At 42.7% G+C, this 17,851-nt stretch carries 20 protein-coding genes and 1 tRNA gene; 13 read left to right on the forward strand and 8 right to left on the reverse strand.

Annotated elements, in window-relative coordinates:
• Positions 1-36: 36 nt before the first annotated feature.
• Positions 37-891, reverse strand: a complete 855-nt coding sequence (locus D2V05_RS05215; RefSeq protein ID WP_119646458.1) for a DUF2911 domain-containing protein — start codon at positions 889-891, stop codon at positions 37-39.
• A 182-nt stretch (positions 892-1,073) separates the two neighbouring features.
• On the opposite strand from D2V05_RS05215, the gene D2V05_RS05220 reads away from it, so the two are divergent.
• From D2V05_RS05220 to D2V05_RS05250, 7 genes are all read left to right on the forward strand, one after another.
• Positions 1,074-1,571 (forward strand): SRPBCC family protein, encoded by a 498-nt coding sequence (locus D2V05_RS05220; RefSeq protein ID WP_119646459.1) that lies wholly within the window; start codon positions 1,074-1,076, stop codon positions 1,569-1,571.
• On the forward strand, positions 1,572-2,885 hold the full coding sequence (locus D2V05_RS05225; RefSeq protein ID WP_119646460.1) for a cryptochrome/photolyase family protein: 1,314 nt from the start codon (positions 1,572-1,574) through the stop codon (positions 2,883-2,885). It begins immediately after the preceding gene.
• A gap of 95 nt (positions 2,886-2,980) precedes the next feature.
• Positions 2,981-4,408, forward strand: coding sequence for an amidohydrolase (locus D2V05_RS05230; RefSeq protein WP_119646461.1), 1,428 nt, complete (start codon positions 2,981-2,983; stop codon positions 4,406-4,408).
• Between the two features lie 89 nt (positions 4,409-4,497).
• Positions 4,498-5,499: a pirin family protein gene (locus D2V05_RS05235; protein ID WP_119646462.1), complete on the forward strand. Its 1,002-nt coding sequence runs from the start codon at positions 4,498-4,500 to the stop codon at positions 5,497-5,499.
• 6 nt (positions 5,500-5,505) lie between these two features.
• Positions 5,506-6,441 carry an alpha/beta hydrolase gene (locus D2V05_RS05240; RefSeq protein WP_119646463.1) on the forward strand — a complete coding sequence of 312 codons (936 nt, stop codon included), beginning with the start codon at positions 5,506-5,508 and terminating at the stop codon, positions 6,439-6,441.
• 104 nt (positions 6,442-6,545) lie between these two features.
• Complete coding sequence (locus D2V05_RS05245) at positions 6,546-6,890, forward strand: metalloregulator ArsR/SmtB family transcription factor (protein ID WP_119646665.1); 345 nt, start codon at positions 6,546-6,548, stop codon at positions 6,888-6,890.
• Positions 6,871-7,323, forward strand: a complete 453-nt coding sequence (locus D2V05_RS05250; RefSeq protein ID WP_119646464.1) for an SRPBCC domain-containing protein — start codon at positions 6,871-6,873, stop codon at positions 7,321-7,323. The genes D2V05_RS05245 and D2V05_RS05250 overlap by 20 nt, the downstream gene beginning before the upstream one ends.
• Positions 7,324-7,415: 92 nt before the next feature.
• On the opposite strand, the gene murA is transcribed toward D2V05_RS05250, so the two are convergent.
• The 3 genes from murA to D2V05_RS05265 all read right to left on the reverse strand — a co-directional run bounded on the left by murA (position 7,416) and on the right by D2V05_RS05265 (position 9,759).
• Positions 7,416-8,723: a UDP-N-acetylglucosamine 1-carboxyvinyltransferase gene (gene murA, locus D2V05_RS05255; RefSeq protein WP_119646465.1), complete on the reverse strand. Its 1,308-nt coding sequence runs from the start codon at positions 8,721-8,723 to the stop codon at positions 7,416-7,418.
• Between the two features lie 15 nt (positions 8,724-8,738).
• Entirely contained in the window at positions 8,739-9,386 is a 648-nt protein-coding gene (locus D2V05_RS05260; RefSeq protein ID WP_119646466.1) for a DUF4290 domain-containing protein, read from the reverse strand.
• Between the two features lie 85 nt (positions 9,387-9,471).
• The gene (locus tag D2V05_RS05265; RefSeq protein ID WP_119641774.1) at positions 9,472-9,759 is read right to left on the reverse strand and encodes a DUF493 family protein; all 288 of its coding nucleotides are present in this window, start codon (positions 9,757-9,759) and stop codon (positions 9,472-9,474) included.
• 88 nt (positions 9,760-9,847) lie between these two features.
• Between D2V05_RS05265 and D2V05_RS05270 the strand changes: the two genes are divergently transcribed.
• From D2V05_RS05270 to D2V05_RS05290, 5 genes are all read left to right on the forward strand, one after another.
• The gene (locus D2V05_RS05270; RefSeq protein WP_119646667.1) at positions 9,848-10,411 is read left to right on the forward strand and encodes an AAA family ATPase; all 564 of its coding nucleotides are present in this window, start codon (positions 9,848-9,850) and stop codon (positions 10,409-10,411) included.
• Complete coding sequence (locus tag D2V05_RS05275) at positions 10,411-12,303, forward strand: RecQ family ATP-dependent DNA helicase (protein WP_119646467.1); 1,893 nt, start codon at positions 10,411-10,413, stop codon at positions 12,301-12,303. Before D2V05_RS05270 ends, D2V05_RS05275 begins: the two co-directional genes overlap by 1 nt.
• A complete protein-coding gene (gene fmt / locus D2V05_RS05280) occupies positions 12,284-13,246 on the forward strand; it encodes a methionyl-tRNA formyltransferase (RefSeq protein WP_119646468.1) in 963 nt (320 codons plus the stop codon). Before D2V05_RS05275 ends, fmt begins: the two co-directional genes overlap by 20 nt.
• Before the next feature lie 177 nt (positions 13,247-13,423).
• Complete coding sequence (locus D2V05_RS05285) at positions 13,424-13,696, forward strand: HU family DNA-binding protein (protein ID WP_072879184.1); 273 nt, start codon at positions 13,424-13,426, stop codon at positions 13,694-13,696.
• Positions 13,697-13,817: 121 nt separating this feature from the next.
• The gene (locus D2V05_RS05290) at positions 13,818-14,378 is read left to right on the forward strand and encodes a YqgE/AlgH family protein (protein ID WP_119646669.1); all 561 of its coding nucleotides are present in this window, start codon (positions 13,818-13,820) and stop codon (positions 14,376-14,378) included.
• Here the strand turns inward: D2V05_RS05290 and D2V05_RS05295 are convergent.
• Both D2V05_RS05295 and D2V05_RS05300 read right to left on the reverse strand, forming a co-directional pair.
• On the reverse strand, positions 14,371-15,225 hold the full coding sequence (locus tag D2V05_RS05295; RefSeq protein ID WP_119646469.1) for an aminotransferase class IV: 855 nt from the start codon (positions 15,223-15,225) through the stop codon (positions 14,371-14,373). The genes D2V05_RS05290 and D2V05_RS05295 overlap by 8 nt on opposite strands.
• A gap of 53 nt (positions 15,226-15,278) precedes the next feature.
• Entirely contained in the window at positions 15,279-15,662 is a 384-nt protein-coding gene (locus D2V05_RS05300) for an START-like domain-containing protein (RefSeq protein WP_119641887.1), read from the reverse strand.
• Positions 15,663-15,800: 138 nt separating this feature from the next.
• Between D2V05_RS05300 and D2V05_RS05305 the strand changes: the two genes are divergently transcribed.
• Positions 15,801-15,874, forward strand: a tRNA-Met gene (locus D2V05_RS05305).
• Between the two features lie 260 nt (positions 15,875-16,134).
• On the opposite strand, the gene D2V05_RS05315 is transcribed toward D2V05_RS05305, so the two are convergent.
• The gene (locus tag D2V05_RS05315) at positions 16,135-16,551 is read right to left on the reverse strand and encodes a response regulator (RefSeq protein WP_119646471.1); all 417 of its coding nucleotides are present in this window, start codon (positions 16,549-16,551) and stop codon (positions 16,135-16,137) included.
• A gap of 10 nt (positions 16,552-16,561) precedes the next feature.
• Complete coding sequence (locus tag D2V05_RS05320) at positions 16,562-17,764, reverse strand: sensor histidine kinase (RefSeq protein WP_183114786.1); 1,203 nt, start codon at positions 17,762-17,764, stop codon at positions 16,562-16,564.
• Positions 17,765-17,851: the final 87 nt, after the last annotated feature.

The following is a 17,851-nucleotide window of genomic DNA, read 5'->3' on the forward strand; positions in this document are numbered from 1 at the left end:
AAAAGTGGGTCTTTCCAATATGCTTTAGAAGCTTCATTACATTTCGGCCCACTCTTTGAGCGAGTCCTTGTTCATTTTAACATAATCCTCATTACCAGCAGCTTGAGCGGCAGCCAAAGATTTTTTAGCAGCTTCAATGGCACCTTTCTTATCGCCCAATTTGGCATAGATCAAAGATTGGGTACGCATCATCCAGTAGGCTTTACCTCCATCCATTTCAACGGCTTTATCTACCCATTCCTTGGCTTGCTCCATATTCATTCCTTCACTGAAGTAATAGGAACCTGCAGCAAAGTAATCATTGGCAGTAAGGCCTTCCGTTTTGGACATGGTTTCCGTAATGCTCTGAATGGCCTTGTCAACAGTAGGTACCACAAATTTTACCCCAACATAGGTTTTCTCCCAAAGAATGCCCAAGGTTGCTCCATTGTTGTTCAGGTCATCAATGGTGAACGTAAAGGTTTCGATGTTTTCAGAAATAGGATAAACCTCCACCTTAACGGTTGCAGCTACTTTGGAAGCATCCCATTCTTGTGGATTTCCCCAGTTCTCTGTATCCGTGTAGAAAATAACTTCCCAAACAGCTTCACCTGGTCTTGTGTAGATGGCGTAGGTACCAGCTTTCAGTTGCTTCCCTTCCACCACCACATCATCACTAAAGGAAATGGTAGTGTTCTTATTGGCACCTGTCCTCCAAATGGCATCAAAGGGAACAAGGTCTCCAAAAACCTTTCTTCCACGCATCGATGGCCTGGAATATTCTACGACTACATCGGTTAGGCCAACTTTCTGCTCCAACTTGGAAAATGGACTGGGAGCGGGGGTCTGAATCTGGGCCTGCACAGATACCGCTAATGTTGCAATAAATAATAAAAGTGAATTTTTTTTCATAGGAATAGTGTTTACATACGTTTAGTCGAACAAAGCTAAAGATAAAGAAATCCCTTATTTGTTAAGAAATCCTTAAAAGGATGAATCGGATAAACCCGACGTTCTCTAATGTAAAGGTATATTTTTTTGTTTAATCTTTTTTTAAATAAATTAAACAATATTATCTTTGTGAAAACAATTGGATGAAACTTTATCAACTCCATGCCAAACAAGCATTGCCCATTTCCAAAAAAGAAGCTTGGGAATTTCTATCCAATCCAAGAAACCTGAAAACCATTACACCGAAACACATGGGATTTGACATTCTATCAGGAGCGAACAAAAACATGTATCCTGGCCAGATCATTCAATATCGGGTTAAACCCTTCCCTTTTTTCAATACCAAGTGGGTCACGGAAATTACCCATGTTAGGGATGGGGATTATTTTGTGGATGAACAACGGTTCGGACCTTATGCACTTTGGCACCATAAACACTTTTTGAAAGAAATTCCCGGTGGCGTGGAAATGGAAGATGTTGTGGATTACAAAATCCCCTTCGGATTCTTGGGAAGTTTGGCTCAGACATTATTTATCAAGAAACAACTTGAGACCATTTTTTTATTTCGGGAACGCAAGCTGAATGAGATTTTCGGGAAAGTTGATGAAAACAGTAGTACCCTAAACTTCAAGAGCATTTAAATGAAGGATACCGTATCTATTTTTTGGTTCAGAAGAGATCTAAGGCTAGATGATAATGTCGGTTTATACCAGGCGTTAAAATCCGGACATCCCGTACTCCCGATTTTTATTTTTGATACTGAAATATTGGAGCAACTACCCAAAAAAGATGCTCGGGTGAGCTTCATCCATGAAAGGCTGCAGCATTTACATCAGAAGTTGGCCTCAGATTATGGAAGCGGTTTGGCACAGTTCCATGGCACTCCAAAAACTGTTTTTCAAGAATTGACCCAGGAGTTTAATTTAAAGGCGGTATACACCAACCATGACTACGAACCCTATGCAAAAAAAAGGGACAAAGAGATAAGTGATTTTTTGTCCAGTATTGCTATTGATTTTAAAACTTTTAAGGACCAAGTCATCTTTGAAAAGAGTGAGGTGGTAAAGGATGATGGTAACCCTTATGTGGTATATACCCCTTACATGAAAAAATGGAAAGAAAATTTCAATCCCTCCATCCACTTGGTCAATTATGACACACTCCCCCTACTCCCTGAAAAAGTATATAAATCCAACTCACTGCCCAAGCTTTCCTTGGACGGTATAGGTTTTGAAGCTTCCGAAATCAGTGCCCCCGATTACAATGTTTCACCTGGCTTGATCCATAAATATGCTGAAACAAGGGATTACCCAGCCATGGAAAATGGTACTTCCCATTTAGGTCCTCACCTGCGCTTTGGTACGGTATCCATCAGAAAAATGGTTAAAAAAGCCATTGCAGAAAAAAATGAAACCTTTTGGAACGAGTTGATCTGGCGGGAGTTTTTCATGCAGATTCTTTGGCATTATCCCCGGACCGTGCACGAAGCCTTCAAACCTAAATACGACCGCATCGTTTGGCGCAACAACGAAGAGGAGTTCGAGCGATGGAAGTCCGGACAGACGGGTTATGTCCTTGTCGATGCAGGAATGCGTGAACTAAACGCAACGGGACACATGCACAATCGGGTACGAATGTTGGTGGCGAGCTTTTTGTGCAAACATTTACTGATCGATTGGCGATGGGGCGAAGCGTATTTTGCCGAAAAGCTGTTGGATTATGAAATGGCCAGCAATGTGGGAAATTGGCAATGGGCCGCCGGAAGTGGTGTGGATGCCGCTCCATATTTCAGGATTTTCAACCCAATGACCCAAGTTGAAAAATTTGACAAGCAACGGGAATACATCAATCAATGGGTGCCTGAACTCCAGGAACTCACCTACCCTTCCCCGATAGTCGACCATAAGATGGCGCGTGAACGCTGCTTAAAAGTCTACAAAGAAGCTGTGGGTTAAAGCTTTTTCAGTAATTTTAGTACTTGCAATGATCAGATAACCTTTCTTCTGGAAGGTAATGGTCATGCATCTCTAACTAACTGTAAACCTTTAAAATGAAAAAAACCACAACTCTTTTGCTTTTGGGACTGCTTTCGCTCAACTTGGCGGCCCAAAAGATGACCAAAGACAAAAAAGAGGTCGTTGCCTCTGTCGAAAAACACAAGGAAAACCTTATTCAATTGAGCGACTCTATTTGGGCATTGGCCGAAACCGCCTTTGAAGAGTCCGTTTCCTCCAAGTTATTGGCCGATTATGCCGAAAAAAATGGCATGATGGTGACCCGTGGCGTAGCCAACATCCCGACCGCTTTTATAGCCACTTATGGTTCTGGAAAACCGGTAATCAGTGTTTTGGGGGAATTTGATGCCCTTCCAGGTCTTTCACAGAATTCAGTTCCCACAAAGGATCCCCGAATTGAGGGTGCTCCTGGACATGGCTGTGGGCACAACATGTTCGGTGCAGCGAGCCTTGGTGCCGCCATCGCCATCAAAGAACAAATTGAAGCGGGAAAGATAAAAGGAACCGTTAAATTCTTCGGAACGCCTGCGGAGGAGAAATTCTTCGGTAAAGTTTGGATGGTGGAAGCCGGTCTTTGGGATGATGTTGATGTGAACGTAAGCTGGCACCCATCCGCCCAAATTGAAGCCGATGTGCAAAGCGGTCTGTCTTTGGTGGACTTTATTGTGGAATTCTATGGACAGGCAGCCCACGCTTCCGCAGACCCTTGGAATGGACGCAGCGCGGCAGATGCTTTGGAGCTTTACACCACCGGTATCAATTATTACAGGGAGCATATTAGGCCTACTTCCAGAATCCATTATCACATTCAAGATGGTGGACAAGTGGTCAACGTAGTCCCTGATTATGCCCGCTTATGGGTAAGGGTTCGCGATCCCAAGCGTAAAGTAATGCTTCCTACCTATGAAAGAGTGAAGGCCATGGCCGAAGGAGCAGCCATCATGGCCAATGTGGACTATAAGATTTCCTTGGTGTCCGGTATCTATGAAACCTTGGTGAACCGAGCTGGTGGAGAAATCATGCAGAATAACTTGGAACTTTTGGGTCCCATTACCTATACCGAAGAAGAAACGGAATACGGAAAGGCCATTCAACGTGCCACTGGAAAACCTGAAGTGGGTATGGACGGCGCAGTACATGAGTTTAAAGAAACCGAAGAACTTCCTGGAGGTGGCTCTACCGATGTGGGAGATGTGAGCTGGAACGTGCCCAACATCAATTTGGGTGTAACCGTTGCTCCGAAGGACACTCCATGGCACTCTTGGGCCGTAGTTGCCTGCGGAGGAATGAGTATTGGTCACAAAGGAATGGTCCATGCTGCAAAAGCCATGGGGTTGACCATGTTCGACCTGTTCAAAGATCCTAAATTGGTGACCAAGGTGAAAGAAGAATACAAAACCAGAAAAGGGGATGAAAAATATAAGGCCATGATCGATGGTCCTCCTCCAATCCCTGGTAAATAATTTAAAGACTGAGATAAGCCTGCCACATAGCAGGCTTTTTCAATTATAGCCATACCTTTGATGTACAACATTTTAAAATTTTGACCACAATGAATGACCCCATCATAAAAATCTTCCCATTGAGTATGCCCTGGCAAACCCAAGATCCCTTTCTATTCAGTGTATACCATCTAGACCATTACCCAAAAGGTAACGGGGAAATGGGTCCAGAGCCAGAGTTGTTAAAGGGAAGAAACTTGGGCAACGATTTCAATCCGTCTGAAAAATGGCGCATGTACCACGGGCAGACTATACCAGGCTTTCCGTACCACCCGCACAGAGGTTTCGAAACGGTGACCATTCTAAACAAGGGCTTCTGTGATCATTCAGATTCCCTTGGGGCGGCAGGTAGGTTTGGTGAGGGTGATGTACAATGGATGACCGCAGGAAGAGGAGTGCAACATTCCGAAATGTTCCCATTGTTGAAGGATGACCAAGATAATCCCTTGGAACTCTTCCAGATTTGGCTGAACCTACCAAAAGCTGGCAAGTTTGTGGAACCCCATTTTAAAATGTTATGGAATGAAGATATTCCCGTAGTAACGGAAGGGAATGCGACGATCAAAGTGGTTGCCGGAAATTATAAATCGACCGAAGCCATTGCCCCTGCACCTGACTCCTGGGCTGCAGACCCAAACAATGAGGTTGCCATATGGAACATCCATGTTGATGCAAATTCCGAATACATCTTGCCAAAGGCCGGTTCAAAAATCAATCGAGTCCTATATTTTTATGAGGGTGATACCATCCAAATAGAGGGACAAAACATAAATTCAAAATTTGGAATTGCCTTAGATCCTTTGCAGGATGTGCATGTTACCATTGGAGCAGAAAATGCACATTTCATTTTATTGCAAGGCAAACCCATCAATGAACCGGTTGCCAAATATGGTCCGTTTGTGATGAATACCGAGGAAGAAATCCAACAAGCCATGGAAGAATACCGCCTTACCCAATTTGGGGGATGGCCTTGGCCCTATCCTGACCATGTACACGATAAGGAGAAAGGACGGTTTGCTCTGTATCCTGATGGCACTTTAGTAGAAAAATAATTTAATATGGAGAAGATACTCTTCGTTCTGCTCATTTTCTTAGCAGGCCTGATCCCTAGCAACGCACAGGTGGAAGAAAAGGCCATTGCCTTAGAAACAGCTACAGGAAATATACAAGGAACCTTACTCCTTCCCCTAACTCCGGAAAACCCTCCCGTAGTGCTGATCATTTCTGGCTCGGGGCCTACCGATAGGGATGGTAACAATCCTATCATGAAAAATAATTCTCTAAAAATGTTGGCGGAAGGTTTGGCCGAATATGGTATTGCTTCCCTCCGATATGATAAAAGAGGCATCGGTGAAAGCAAGGATGCCGGTCCTACAGAAAGTCAATTGCGCTTCGAGAATTATGTGAATGATGCCAAAGCTTGGATTCAACTTCTATCACAAGAGACCCGATTCTCAAAGATAGTCGTGTTGGGACATAGTGAAGGATCTTTGATTGGTATGCTTGCATCCCAAAATACAGCAGTGGCCCAATATATTTCAGTGGCCGGGATTGCCGATCCTGCAGCCAAAGCCCTAAAAGAACAACTCAAGGCACAACCAGCATTTGTGACCGAACTGTCCAACCCCATACTAGATCAATTGGAAAGAGGTCAGCAGGTAGATTCTGTGCCTCCCTTCTTATTTTCCCTTTTCCGTCCGAGTGTACAACCCTATATGATCTCATGGTTCAAATACGACCCAAAACAAGAGATGGCCAAATTGGACATTCCTATTTTGGTTATTCAGGGGACCACAGACATTCAAGTGGATACTTCCAATGCCCAAGCACTTGCAGATGCTAATCCCAAAACCCAATTGCAACTCATTGAAGGCATGAACCATATCCTAAAGCTTGCCCCGTTGGACCGGACCGCGAACATTTCTACATATTCCTTGCCTGATCTTCCCTTAATCGTGGGGCTTGTGGATCGTATTGCCCAATTTATGAATTAGTTAAAAAGGACTCCCTTACTTAATTTTTCCAAAAATAATTGCGTAGTCAAATAACTACATATATATTTGTAGCCATATAGCTTCATAATTTAAATACCTTCATGATGAAATTGAGACGCGATCCCTTCCAAGCCATAGCCGACCCAACCCGTAGGGCCATATTGGTTTTGCTAGCCTCACAGACCATGACCGCAGGTGCCATTGCCGCCAATTTTGATGTGGCTCGGCCTACCGTTTCCAAACACCTTCAAATTCTGGGTGAATGCGATCTAGTGGCATCCACACAGCAAGGTCGTGAGATGATCTATGAACTTAAGGTCGATAAAATGAAAGAAATTGATCTTTGGCTGGAACAGTTCAAGAAAATCTGGGAAGATCGCTTCGATAATCTCGATGCCTACTTGGCAAAACTTCAAAACGAAAACAAAAATGGAAAAAACAGAAAGTAGATCGCTAAGCATCTCTCGAACCTTGCAGGCACCCATTGAACTGGTCTGGGAAGTCTGGACCACTCCAGAGCATATTGCCCAATGGTGGGGACCAAATGGCTTTACCAACACCATTCAAAAAATGGATGTACAGGAAGGAGGCGAATGGAAACTCACCATGCACGGACCCGATGGGACCAACTACCCCAACCGTAGTATTTATAAAGAGATCATCCCTTTCAAAAAAATTGTCTTTGAACATTTTAACCCTCATTTTATTACCACGGTCCATTTTGAAGCTGTAGGGCAGACTACTGTCATGAATTGGTCCGCTTTGTTCGATAGCGAGGAAATATTGCAGACCATAATCAAAGCACACAAAGCTGACAAGGGCATGCGTGAGAATGTAGAAAAACTTGAAAGTTATCTGTCAAACTTAAAAATAGCCCGATAAAAACCAATCTCTTATTTGATTTTTCCGTGGATTTGCAAAAATGGAGGCATGCCATTCTAGACAATATTACTAGATACACGGAATCCAACTAGTTACACCCGAACAATTTGGGCCCCAATGGCCCTCAAGCGTTCGTCGATGTTTTCGTACCCACGATCGATCTGTTCAATATTATGGATGGTTGACGTACCTTTTGCCGAAAGTGCTGCTATCAGCAAGGAAACCCCGGCCCTAATATCCGGAGACACCATGGTTGTGGCCTTTAAGGTCGATTTGAAATCATGCCCGATCACGGTAGCTCGGTGCGGGTCACAAAGGATGATCTTGGCTCCCATGTCGATTAATTTGTCCACAAAGAACAAACGGCTTTCGAACATTTTCTGGTGAATGAGCACTTCTCCTCTAGCCTGAGTAGCCACCACTAAGATGATGCTCAATAAATCTGGTGTCAACCCTGGCCAAGGTGCATCGGCAATGGTCAAAATAGATCCGTCAATGAAATTCTGGATCTGATAACCCTTCTCATGCTTGGGAATGAAGATGTCGTCATCCTTTCTTTCAATGGTAATCCCCAACTTTCGGAATACTGTGGGAATCTGTCCCAAATCGTTCCAACTTACATTTTTGATGGTAAGTTCGCTCCGGGTCATGGCTGCCAGTCCTATCCAGGATCCAATCTCGATCATATCGGGCAGCATGGTATGTTCGGTGCCTCCCAATTTTTGCACACCTTCAATGGTCAATAAGTTGGAACCAATACCTGTAATCTTTGCCCCCATACGGTTCAGCATCTTGCACAACTGTTGCAAATAGGGTTCACAAGCGGCATTGTAAATTGTGGTGGTACCTTCGGCAAGCACGGCGGCCATCACAATATTGGCAGTTCCGGTCACGGAGGCTTCGTCCAAAAGCATGTAGGTGCCTTTCAACTTTTCGGCCTCCACGCCATAAAAATGCTCCTCTTTGTTGTATCTGAATTTGGCCCCCAGCTTTATAAAACCTTCAAAATGGGTATCCAAACGCCTTCTTCCAATTTTATCACCTCCGGGTTTGGGAATGTATCCTTTTCCAAATCTTGCCAAAAGTGGCCCTACCAACATAATGGATCCCCGCAAGGCCCTTCCATCTTCCTTGAATTGGGAAGACTGTAAATAATCCAGGTTCACGTCATCTGCTATGAAGGTATAGGAGCCCCTGCCCTTCTTTTGGATCTTTACGCCCAAATCTTCAAGCAGTGCGATCAGTTTGTTGACGTCGACAATATCGGGTATGTTGTTGATGGTAATTTTTTCCCCGGAAAGCAATACGGCGCAAAGAATCTGAAGTGCTTCGTTCTTTGCTCCTTGGGGGGTTATCTCACCATGCAACTGGTGACCACCCTCTATTCGAAATGTACCCATGTATTCCTTTAGCGTTTAATATCTTTTCTTGCGGTTTCTCTGGCTACCTTTTTTGTTGGTTCCGTTTCTGTTGGATTTGGCCTGTCTGTTTTTCAGGAACTGGTTGCTTTCGGTCAAGTTTTCGCCATCCCTTGCCAAATCAATCTCGCCGTTGCTCAGTTCTTTCAAATGCTCGAATATGGCCTTATCTTCAACTGTATCCTTGTTCCACGTCAAATAGCATTTTTTCATGTGGTTGGCAATGGCGTATTCCAAGCCGGAACGCATATCCCCTTTTTCCCACTTTACCGCAACATCTATCATACGTTTGATGTTGTTCCCGTAAAAACGATATTTTGGGTGGTTTTGCGGATATTTCAATGGCTCAGGACGTTGTTGCAATATCTCTTTGGAGGTTATAGGGAACGGGGAATCCACATCCAATTTAAAATCGGACATAATGAACAACTGGTCCCATAGTTTATGTTGAAAATCGGGCACATCTCGCAAGTGGGGCTGAAGATTGCCCATTACGCTAATAATGGCCTTAGCTTCCTTGTTACGTTCCTCGCGATCGGCAATGGATACCGCATGATCTACCATTTTTTGAAAATGACGACCATATTCCGGGATAAAAAGCTTCGGACGCTCTGTATTGTATTCTAGGTTTTCTACTGTATTCAATTTAAAACGTTTAAGAGAATTAGTTTTGGGAAGTGTATATCCAATAACGTTCGCAAAATAATAAAATTATGGCAAAGTCTGCCGTCTACAAGGAAATTACACCTTCCACAATGGCCACCTCCTTGTACTTCAAGATCACCTCGTCCGGGTCTTTCAGGTTCACGGTTATGGATAGGCTGGTATACGTTCCTTTCTTGGATTTTTTGGATTCGATGACCGCCCCAGTATTATCAAAAATGTCATGGATCTGTGCAATGCGTTCTTCATCGGTAGGAACGATAAATTTATACAGGTAATCGGAAGGCCAAGTAGTATTCTCCAAAAGTTGCTCCCTCAGTCTTTCGTAAAATTCATCCGTGCTATCCTTCTCCATGCCCATATTTTTTACAAATATAGGGTTTAACCGACAATTTTTTTTCCTTGGGGCTATTTCATTACTTTGTACCGTTAAAATAAAACGTTTGGGCAAGAACAAGGTTGTGATCACCGGAGCTCCGGGAACGGGTAAGACTTCTATCGTGAACGGGTTGGAGAGCAAGGGATTCCATTGCTTCCATGAAATCATACGCGATATGACCTCCAAGGCCAAGCAAGAGGGCAATGACGGTGTTTTTGTGAGCAACCCCTTGGTTTTTGTGGAAGATGCCTACCAGTTCAACATTGACCTGCTCCAAGGCCGGACAGCCCATTACAAGCAATCGCTCAAAACCGATGAGCCCATCAGCTTTTTTGACAGAGGTATTCCCGATGTACTTGCATATATGGATTTCTTCGGACAGGCCTATGATGAGGAATTTATGGCCTACTGCGAGATCCATCGCTACGATTCGGTTTTCATAGTCCCGCCTTGGCAGGAAATCTATATTTCGGACAATGAAAGATTGGAAACCTTCGAAGAAGCAGAAAAAATACATCTGGCCTTAATGGCCACCTATACCCAATTTGGCTATAACCCCATTGAAGTGCCAAAAGATGAAGTCCACAAGCGGATTGATTTTATTTTGGAAACACTTAATACCATTTAGTGCAAAAGGATATAAAAGGCATTTTACAGGAATACTGGGGACACCACAATTTCAGAGGCTCCCAGCAGACCATTATTGATACCGTTCTTTCGGGCCGGGACGTTTTGGCATTGATGCCCACCGGTGGTGGGAAATCCATTTGCTATCAGGTGCCAGCCCTGGCAAAAGAAGGGCTCTGTATTGTGGTATCACCTTTGGTGGCATTGATTCAAGACCAAGTAGCACAATTGAAGAAAAAGGGAATCAAGGCCATTGCGCTGACCGGGGGGATTCCTTTTGATGAACTCAACAATCTTTTGGACAATTGCCTGTACGGCAACTATAAATTTCTATACCTGTCTCCCGAACGACTGCAGCAAAGCTTGGTTCAGGAACGCATACAGGAAATGGATGTGAACCTGATCGCTATAGATGAGGCACATTGTATCTCCCAATGGGGCAACGATTTTAGACCGGCCTATTTAGGCTGTTCCATTCTGAGGGAATTATTGCCGAACATTCCCATGATCGCCCTTACAGCAACGGCAACTCCGAGGGTTGTGGAAGACATTCTTGAGAACTTGAAATTGGAAAACGCTCAAATCTTCAAGGATTCCTTTACACGTTCCAATCTTATATTTAAGGTAAAGCGCACAGAGGACAAGATTTTTCAGCTTAAAAAATATGTGGGCAAGATTTCTGGGAGTACCATTGTCTATGTCCGCTCCCGAAAAATGTCCGTTTCACTTTCCAAGTTTTTAAATGAAAACGGATTTTCCTCCACGTATTTTCATGGGGGCATGAACAAATCCGAGAAGGAAGAAAAACTCAACCTTTGGTTGAACGATGAAATTCGGGTCATTGTGGCTACCAATGCCTTTGGCATGGGGGTAGATAAACCCGATGTTCGTTTAGTAATCCATTATCAGATTCCCGATAGTTTGGAAAGTTATTATCAAGAGGCCGGAAGGGCTGGAAGGGACGGTCAACCTTCCACAGCCATGGTGCTGACATCCTTGGAAGACAAGCAACGTGCGGAACAGCAATTCCTTTCCTCTTTGCCCGATGTGGCCTTCGTGAAAAAAATCTATTCCAAACTGAACAATTTTTTCCAGATTTCGTACGGGGAATGGGTAGAGGAGCCCCTCTCCTTCAAGTTCAATGAATTTTGCAAGCGATACGAACTGGAACCGAATTTGGCTTTTAATGCCCTGCGTACCTTGGACCAGAACTCGGTGTTGACCATCACAGAAAATTTCAAGGAAAAGAACACCCTCAAATTCGTGGCCTCCAAAGCAGGCATTTTTGAGTATTTGGACCGAAACCGCACTACCGCCCCGATCATACAGACCATTCTACGCACCTATGGTGGAATCACCGAATACGATACCAAAATAGACCTTCATCTACTATCCAAAAAGACAGGGAAAAGCGAAAATAAACTCAAAAAAATATTACTTCAACTTTTGGAAGATGGTATTGTGGAATACCAAAACAGCACCAGTGATCTGGAAATCACTTTTTTGGTTCCCAGGGAAGACGACCATACCATTAACCCTTTTGCAAAAAAAATCAAGGACTTCAACAGTATCAAGCAGAGCAATATGGCAGCTATGTTGGGCTATATTGACAACACCAAAATATGCAGGAGTATTTATCTGTTGCATTATTTTGGCGAAAAATCAGCTGAAAAATGTGGTACATGCGATATTTGCACCAAGAATTCCAAAAAGGCCTCCCATCTTAATTTGGGAGAAAAAATCTTGGAACTCCTGACCCTTGCCCCGCACACCTCCAGACAACTGGAAAAGGCCACGGGTGCTGATGAAAAAGAACTTTTAAAAATACTGCAGGGATTACTTGAAGATGAAGTAATCGCTATAAATTCCAGAAATGAGTATAGTAGAGAATAGCCCACTTCGTATCGTATTTATGGGAACTCCCGACTTTGCCGTTGGAAGTCTGAAACATATTTTAGAAGCTGGCCTGGACGTGGTCGGTGTAATCACCGCTCCTGACCGCCCTGCCGGTAGGGGTCGAAAAGTTCAGGAATCCGCCGTAAAGCAATTTGCCGTGGAACATCACCTGAAAGTTTTACAACCCACCAATCTTAAGGATGAAGGTTTTTTGGAGGAACTAAAAGGTCTGGAAGCCAATCTACAGGTGGTAGTCGCCTTTAGGATGTTGCCCAAAGAGGTTTGGCAAATGCCCGAATATGGCACTTTTAACCTTCATGCCTCCCTCCTTCCCCAATATCGTGGGGCGGCCCCCATCAATTGGGCCATCATCAATGGAGAGACTGAAACTGGGGTCACTACCTTTTTTATAGATGAAAAAATAGATACTGGAAACATCATCCTTCAGCAAAAAGAAAAAATCATGCTAGAGGACAATGTTGGAGACCTACATGATAGGTTGATGGAAACGGGTGCCAAACTCGTGGTGGAAACCTGTAAACTTATCGGGCAGGGTTCCGTGGAGCTCAAGGCCCAACAAGAAAGTGCGGATCTAAAACCGGCACCCAAAATACATAAGGAAACCTGCGAGATCGACTGGAACCATTCTATGAAGGCCATTTACGACCATATTCGTGGCCTCAGTCCCTACCCTGGTGCATGGACTACCTTAGTCCAAGGGGGTAAAGAGGAACAAATCAAAATATTTGCCACCCAAATGGAGAGCGGGAACCATAACTATAACGTTGGAACACTGGTGGTGGACAAAAAATCTATCAAGGTAGCCGTGAAAAATGGGTTCATTCTACTCATGGAACTACAACTTCCAGGTAAACGGAGAATGAAAGTGAACGAAGTTTTGAACGGGTTGAAGCTTGAAGAAGGGGCCTATCTTCGCTAATCCCTTGCTATGAGAGGGCTGGCAAAAAGTTGTCATTTTTTTCCGACTTTATCAACAAACGTTTGAAGTTATCAACAAAAAACCCGATTTCCCTAGGTTTTACTTGCGTTACTGGCAAATCCGTATAAATTTGTTCAGCATTAAAATTATTTTAACAACAATTAATTTAATTCCATTATGAACAAAACAGAATTAATCGATGCTATGGCAGCTGATGCTGGCATCACTAAGGCAGCAGCTAAAAAAGCATTGGAATCTTTCTTGGGAAATGTAGAGGGATCACTTAAAAAAGGAAACAGGGTTTCCTTGGTAGGTTTTGGTTCTTGGTCAGTTTCCAAAAGAAGTGCCAGAGAAGGTAGAAACCCTCAGACTGGTAAGACCATCAAGATTGCTGCCAAGAACGTTGTAAAGTTCAAAGCAGGTGCTGAATTGAGCGGTGCAGTAAACTAATCAATTATTTTTAGAATATATGAAAGCACTTCCTCGGGAGTGCTTTTTTCATTTAATAGGGTTTTGGTTTTTTGGAAATATTGTATATTATGATAAATTTAAAAACAAGAATCCTATGAAAATGGTGAGCCATCAACCAGAAAAGGGGAAATTGCTTGTTGCGGAACCTTCGCTTACCGGGGATGTATCCTTCAATAGGTCTGTGGTTCTACTGGCAGAACACAACCATGAAGGGTCCGTGGGGTTCATCCTGAACAAACCGCTGGATTATACCATTTGTGATCTTGTTACCGAAATCAAAATCCCTTTTCAGGTCTTCAACGGAGGGCCTGTGGAGCAGGACAACCTCTATTTCATCCACAAAGTACCCCATCTTATTGAAAACAGTGTTGAAATATCCGATGGTATTTTCTGGGGAGGCGATTTTGAAAAAACTGTTGAGCTCATCAACAATGAGGTCATTACCGAACAGGATATTAGATTCTTCTTGGGATATTCGGGTTGGGGCTCACAACAACTGGATCAAGAACTCTCTTCCAAATCCTGGGTGGTGGTACAGAACGAATACGAAAGCGGAATTCTTGAAAAATCTTCCATTGCCTTCTGGAAAGAAAAAATGGTAGAACTCGGAGGCGACTATCTTTTGTGGTCCAATGCTCCTGAAAATCCCTCTCTCAACTAGTTTGGGCCAATCTGGCCTTTGCGTTCAGTTTTCCCACTAGACCTTTGGCCACTGAACTTCCAAATTCCTTTTTTCTGTATTTGCTGATAGGTTGTATGCCTTGGATGCTGTTGGTGATGAACATCTCATCCGCTTTTTGGAGTTCGAATGGTGAGATGGATTCTTCCAACAATTCCCATTCTTCACTGGAGGATATGATTTCCATAAGTTTTTTTCGAATGATTCCATCCAAACAACCATCTGACAAAGGCGGGGTTTTGATCTGATTTCCCTTGACCACAAAAAGATTACCGTTGATGGCCTCCACTACCTGCTTGTCCGTATTCACCAACAGACAATTGGCATAACCGTTTTCTTTGGAGAATACACTGGCAACCACATGCAATACCCTGTTACTGGTCTTCAGATTGGACAACATATCCTTGTTCACGTAAAAATCCTTGAAGAGTTCTACTTCGTAAGGGCTATCATCCATAAGATAAAAGGGAGACTCCAGGGTAGAAGTTTCAATCACATAGGAAACATCGTTGGTGGCAGGGGTATACAATCCTCCATCTTTTCGGAAAACGGTCAATCTTACCCTAGTGGCTCCCGTATCCTCGTCATTGGCAGAAATGGTCCTTTTGATTTCCTCCTCCAAGAACTCCAACGTAAACTCCATGGGGATTTCCATCCTAAGTATACGCATGGAGGCCATCAAGCGAAAGTAATGGTCTTCCCAAAAAAAGAGGGCTCCATTCACACAGCGAAGGGTTTCAAAAAGGGCATCACCATATTTTAGACCCCTATTGTCCGCTGTCAAAATCTCCTTTTCCTGGGGAAAAAGTGTACCGTTGAAATTAATCATAAAAAAATCCCGATTTTATCGGGACCAAATATACGGCATCCTTTACAATCGTTCTATCTAGAGCCCAATACCTGTTTGAGGTCGGAAACTTGGTTTTCCCAAAGCATTTTAGCCTCATCTACCTCGTCATCCTCCGCAAAATCCGTGATGAACAAAGAAACATCTTTGGTGATTTCATCCACAATAATGCGCATTTCGAAAAAAGAACCGTCTTCATTTTCGGTCCAGGCAAACTTTACGAACTCTTCACTCTTGCGTTTGAGCATTTTAGCCTTCTCCTCCGAACCGTTCCAAATAAAAGTGAAGGTTTCACCGCGTGAATTCACATTATCGGCGTACCATTCTGAAAGTCCTGAAGGGGTGGAAATATATTGGTAAAGTAACTGAGGCGAAGCGTGTATCACGAACTCCATTTCAAATTTAACCTTATCATTCATTATAGCATTCAATTTATCCTTTTCAACATTTGATATAGTTTGGGAAGATAAAAAAATAAATGTCAAATAATAAATTAATCCCGAATTTTGATTCAGCAAAAATTAAACTATATATTTGCACCCGCTTAACAAAACCATGGCGAGGTAGCTCAGCTGGTTAGAGCGTCGGATTCATAACCCGGAGGCCGGGGGTTCAAGTCCCCCTCTCGCTACAAATCAAAAAGTCATTTAACTGAAAATCAGTTAAATGACTTTTTTCATTCCTGAAACTTTAACAAACACAGAATTATCTTCAACTTTTCTGGTAAAAGTATTTTGGAAAATGACGCCATAAAAAGTACCTAAACCTTCAGAAAAAATATTCTTGGGCTGTTCCAATAGATACATAAACCTACTACAAAAAAGGTAATCGGGGCTGGATAGGTAGATATAAATACTCATGAACCGAGATACAAAGTATTAACCAAGGCAATTATGAATTGCCACTCTGCTTTAACTTAATCACAAGTTCCCGCAACTCTCCCAAATTTACGGGCTTGATCAAGTAATCCGAAATCTCTGAAATGGCTTCCGCTCTTTTAATGTCTTCTGGATCTATAGATGAAGATACCATGTACACCGTTATTTTTTTTCCTAACCTGGGCTTTAGCTGAACAAAATGTTCCATGAACTGAAAACCGTCCATAATAGGCATATTAATGTCCAAAAAAATAATATCAGGAAGGCTTTTGGTGTCTATAAGGTTGGCGGTCATAAAGTTCATTGCTTCCTCTCCATCATTAAAAAACAGCAATTCCTTTTCCATTTCCAAGGATTGCAAATCCTTTCGCATCGCGTATTGATAGATGCTATCATCATCCACTATGCAAATAACCATTACTTCGGACATTTTATTTTTTTTAAAAGGTTATAATAAAAGTTGTTCCCACATTCACTTCACTTTCCACGGTTATCTTTCCTCCCAAGGTCTCAATTTGGGTTCTGGTCATGAACAAACCAACCCCTTTGGAATCAGGATGGCGGTGAAATACCTTATTGAGACCGAATATTTTGCGGCCGTGTTGTTTAAGGTCGATTCCCAATCCATTATCTGAAAAAACAAGCTGCTTTCGGCCTCTCTTTTCATAGGATTTAATATGAAGTTCAAGTTTTCGGTCGGGACTTTTATACTTTAAAGCGTTGGATATCATGTTGGTGAAAATACTTTCCAAATAGATTTTACTAAATCGGATGGAAGGCAATCCACTAAAATCCACTGTGATCTTGGCTTCCTCATTTTCTATCCATTGCTCAAATGATGGCAAAACATTTTGATAAACTGTGTTAAATTTTATCTGTTCCAATTTTTGTCCATGATCTGACTGCACCTTCAAAGAATCAGTAAGTGCATCCATGGTGGCACTGAGCCTATTGGTAGATTGCGTTACTTTTTCGATCAGGATTCCCTTTTCAGTTTCGTCTTCTGTTCTACCATATAGGTGCATCAACATTTTTATATTTCCAACTGGAGCTCGAAAGTTATGGGAAGCGATTTGGGCAAAATCCGAAAGTCTTCGATTGTTCTCCAATAATAATCTATTGTCCTTTTCCAGTTTTTTAAACAATGGTGTCAATATGAACAAAAACTCACTGATCAATATAACCAATGCTAAAAAGGCCAGCCAAAATGTTACGCTTTCGGTACGTTTCACTTTTTTTTCCGATAATCGCTGGTATTCCTTAACAATCTGCTCCATTCCATTAAGGAATAATGCCTCGGAATGATTCACCATTTGTAGCAACGTTTTCCTACTCTCCTCATTTGTATCAATGGCTAAAGCATTGGTAGCATTGACCACTTCCATAAGATGGGTATCTACATCGTTAAAGAGGGAATCCAGTTTTTGGTGATTGTCTGAAAATTCAGCTGTTGAGCCCATTAAATTCAAATGGGATTGTTTCCATTGATCCATTAAATCTTTAACGTTCTCCTTTTCTAATTCATAAGAAGGTCCATTCTTTTGCAAAGAATTCATATACAAAGCTTTGGCTATTCTTTGACTTAACATTCTCTGTCTTCCTGCCAAGTTTATGGTCCTGGCATCTGCCTCCTGTGTTTTCAAGTAAAAACGGGTTATAAAAAAATTCGAGGCCACCATAGTTACCACGGTAAGCAACAATAACCAATATGCGTATTTCTTATAGTTGGG

The sequence above is a fragment of the Flagellimonas pelagia genome, from assembly GCF_003584135.1.
GTDB classification, from domain to species: Bacteria; Bacteroidota; Bacteroidia; order Flavobacteriales; family Flavobacteriaceae; genus Flagellimonas; species Flagellimonas pelagia.

Bases quoted from the DNA above. Each gene is read 5' to 3' on its own strand.
- D2V05_RS05215 (WP_119646458.1), bottom strand. From the start codon at position 891: ATGAAAAAAAATTCACTTTTATTATTTATTGCAACATTAGCGGTATCT.
- D2V05_RS05220 (WP_119646459.1), top strand. From the start codon at position 1,074: ATGAAACTTTATCAACTCCATGCCAAACAAGCATTGCCCATTTCCAAA.
- D2V05_RS05225 (WP_119646460.1), top strand. From the start codon at position 1,572: ATGAAGGATACCGTATCTATTTTTTGGTTCAGAAGAGATCTAAGGCTA.
- D2V05_RS05230 (WP_119646461.1), top strand. From the start codon at position 2,981: ATGAAAAAAACCACAACTCTTTTGCTTTTGGGACTGCTTTCGCTCAAC.
- D2V05_RS05235 (WP_119646462.1), top strand. From the start codon at position 4,498: ATGAATGACCCCATCATAAAAATCTTCCCATTGAGTATGCCCTGGCAA.
- D2V05_RS05240 (WP_119646463.1), top strand. From the start codon at position 5,506: ATGGAGAAGATACTCTTCGTTCTGCTCATTTTCTTAGCAGGCCTGATC.
- D2V05_RS05245 (WP_119646665.1), top strand. From the start codon at position 6,546: ATGAAATTGAGACGCGATCCCTTCCAAGCCATAGCCGACCCAACCCGT.
- D2V05_RS05250 (WP_119646464.1), top strand. From the start codon at position 6,871: ATGGAAAAAACAGAAAGTAGATCGCTAAGCATCTCTCGAACCTTGCAG.
- murA (WP_119646465.1), bottom strand. From the start codon at position 8,723: ATGGGTACATTTCGAATAGAGGGTGGTCACCAGTTGCATGGTGAGATA.
- D2V05_RS05265 (WP_119641774.1), bottom strand. From the start codon at position 9,759: ATGGAGAAGGATAGCACGGATGAATTTTACGAAAGACTGAGGGAGCAA.
- fmt (WP_119646468.1), top strand. From the start codon at position 12,284: ATGAGTATAGTAGAGAATAGCCCACTTCGTATCGTATTTATGGGAACT.
- D2V05_RS05285 (WP_072879184.1), top strand. From the start codon at position 13,424: ATGAACAAAACAGAATTAATCGATGCTATGGCAGCTGATGCTGGCATC.
- D2V05_RS05290 (WP_119646669.1), top strand. From the start codon at position 13,818: ATGGTGAGCCATCAACCAGAAAAGGGGAAATTGCTTGTTGCGGAACCT.
- D2V05_RS05295 (WP_119646469.1), bottom strand. From the start codon at position 15,225: ATGATTAATTTCAACGGTACACTTTTTCCCCAGGAAAAGGAGATTTTG.
- D2V05_RS05300 (WP_119641887.1), bottom strand. From the start codon at position 15,662: ATGAATGATAAGGTTAAATTTGAAATGGAGTTCGTGATACACGCTTCG.
- D2V05_RS05315 (WP_119646471.1), bottom strand. From the start codon at position 16,551: ATGTCCGAAGTAATGGTTATTTGCATAGTGGATGATGATAGCATCTAT.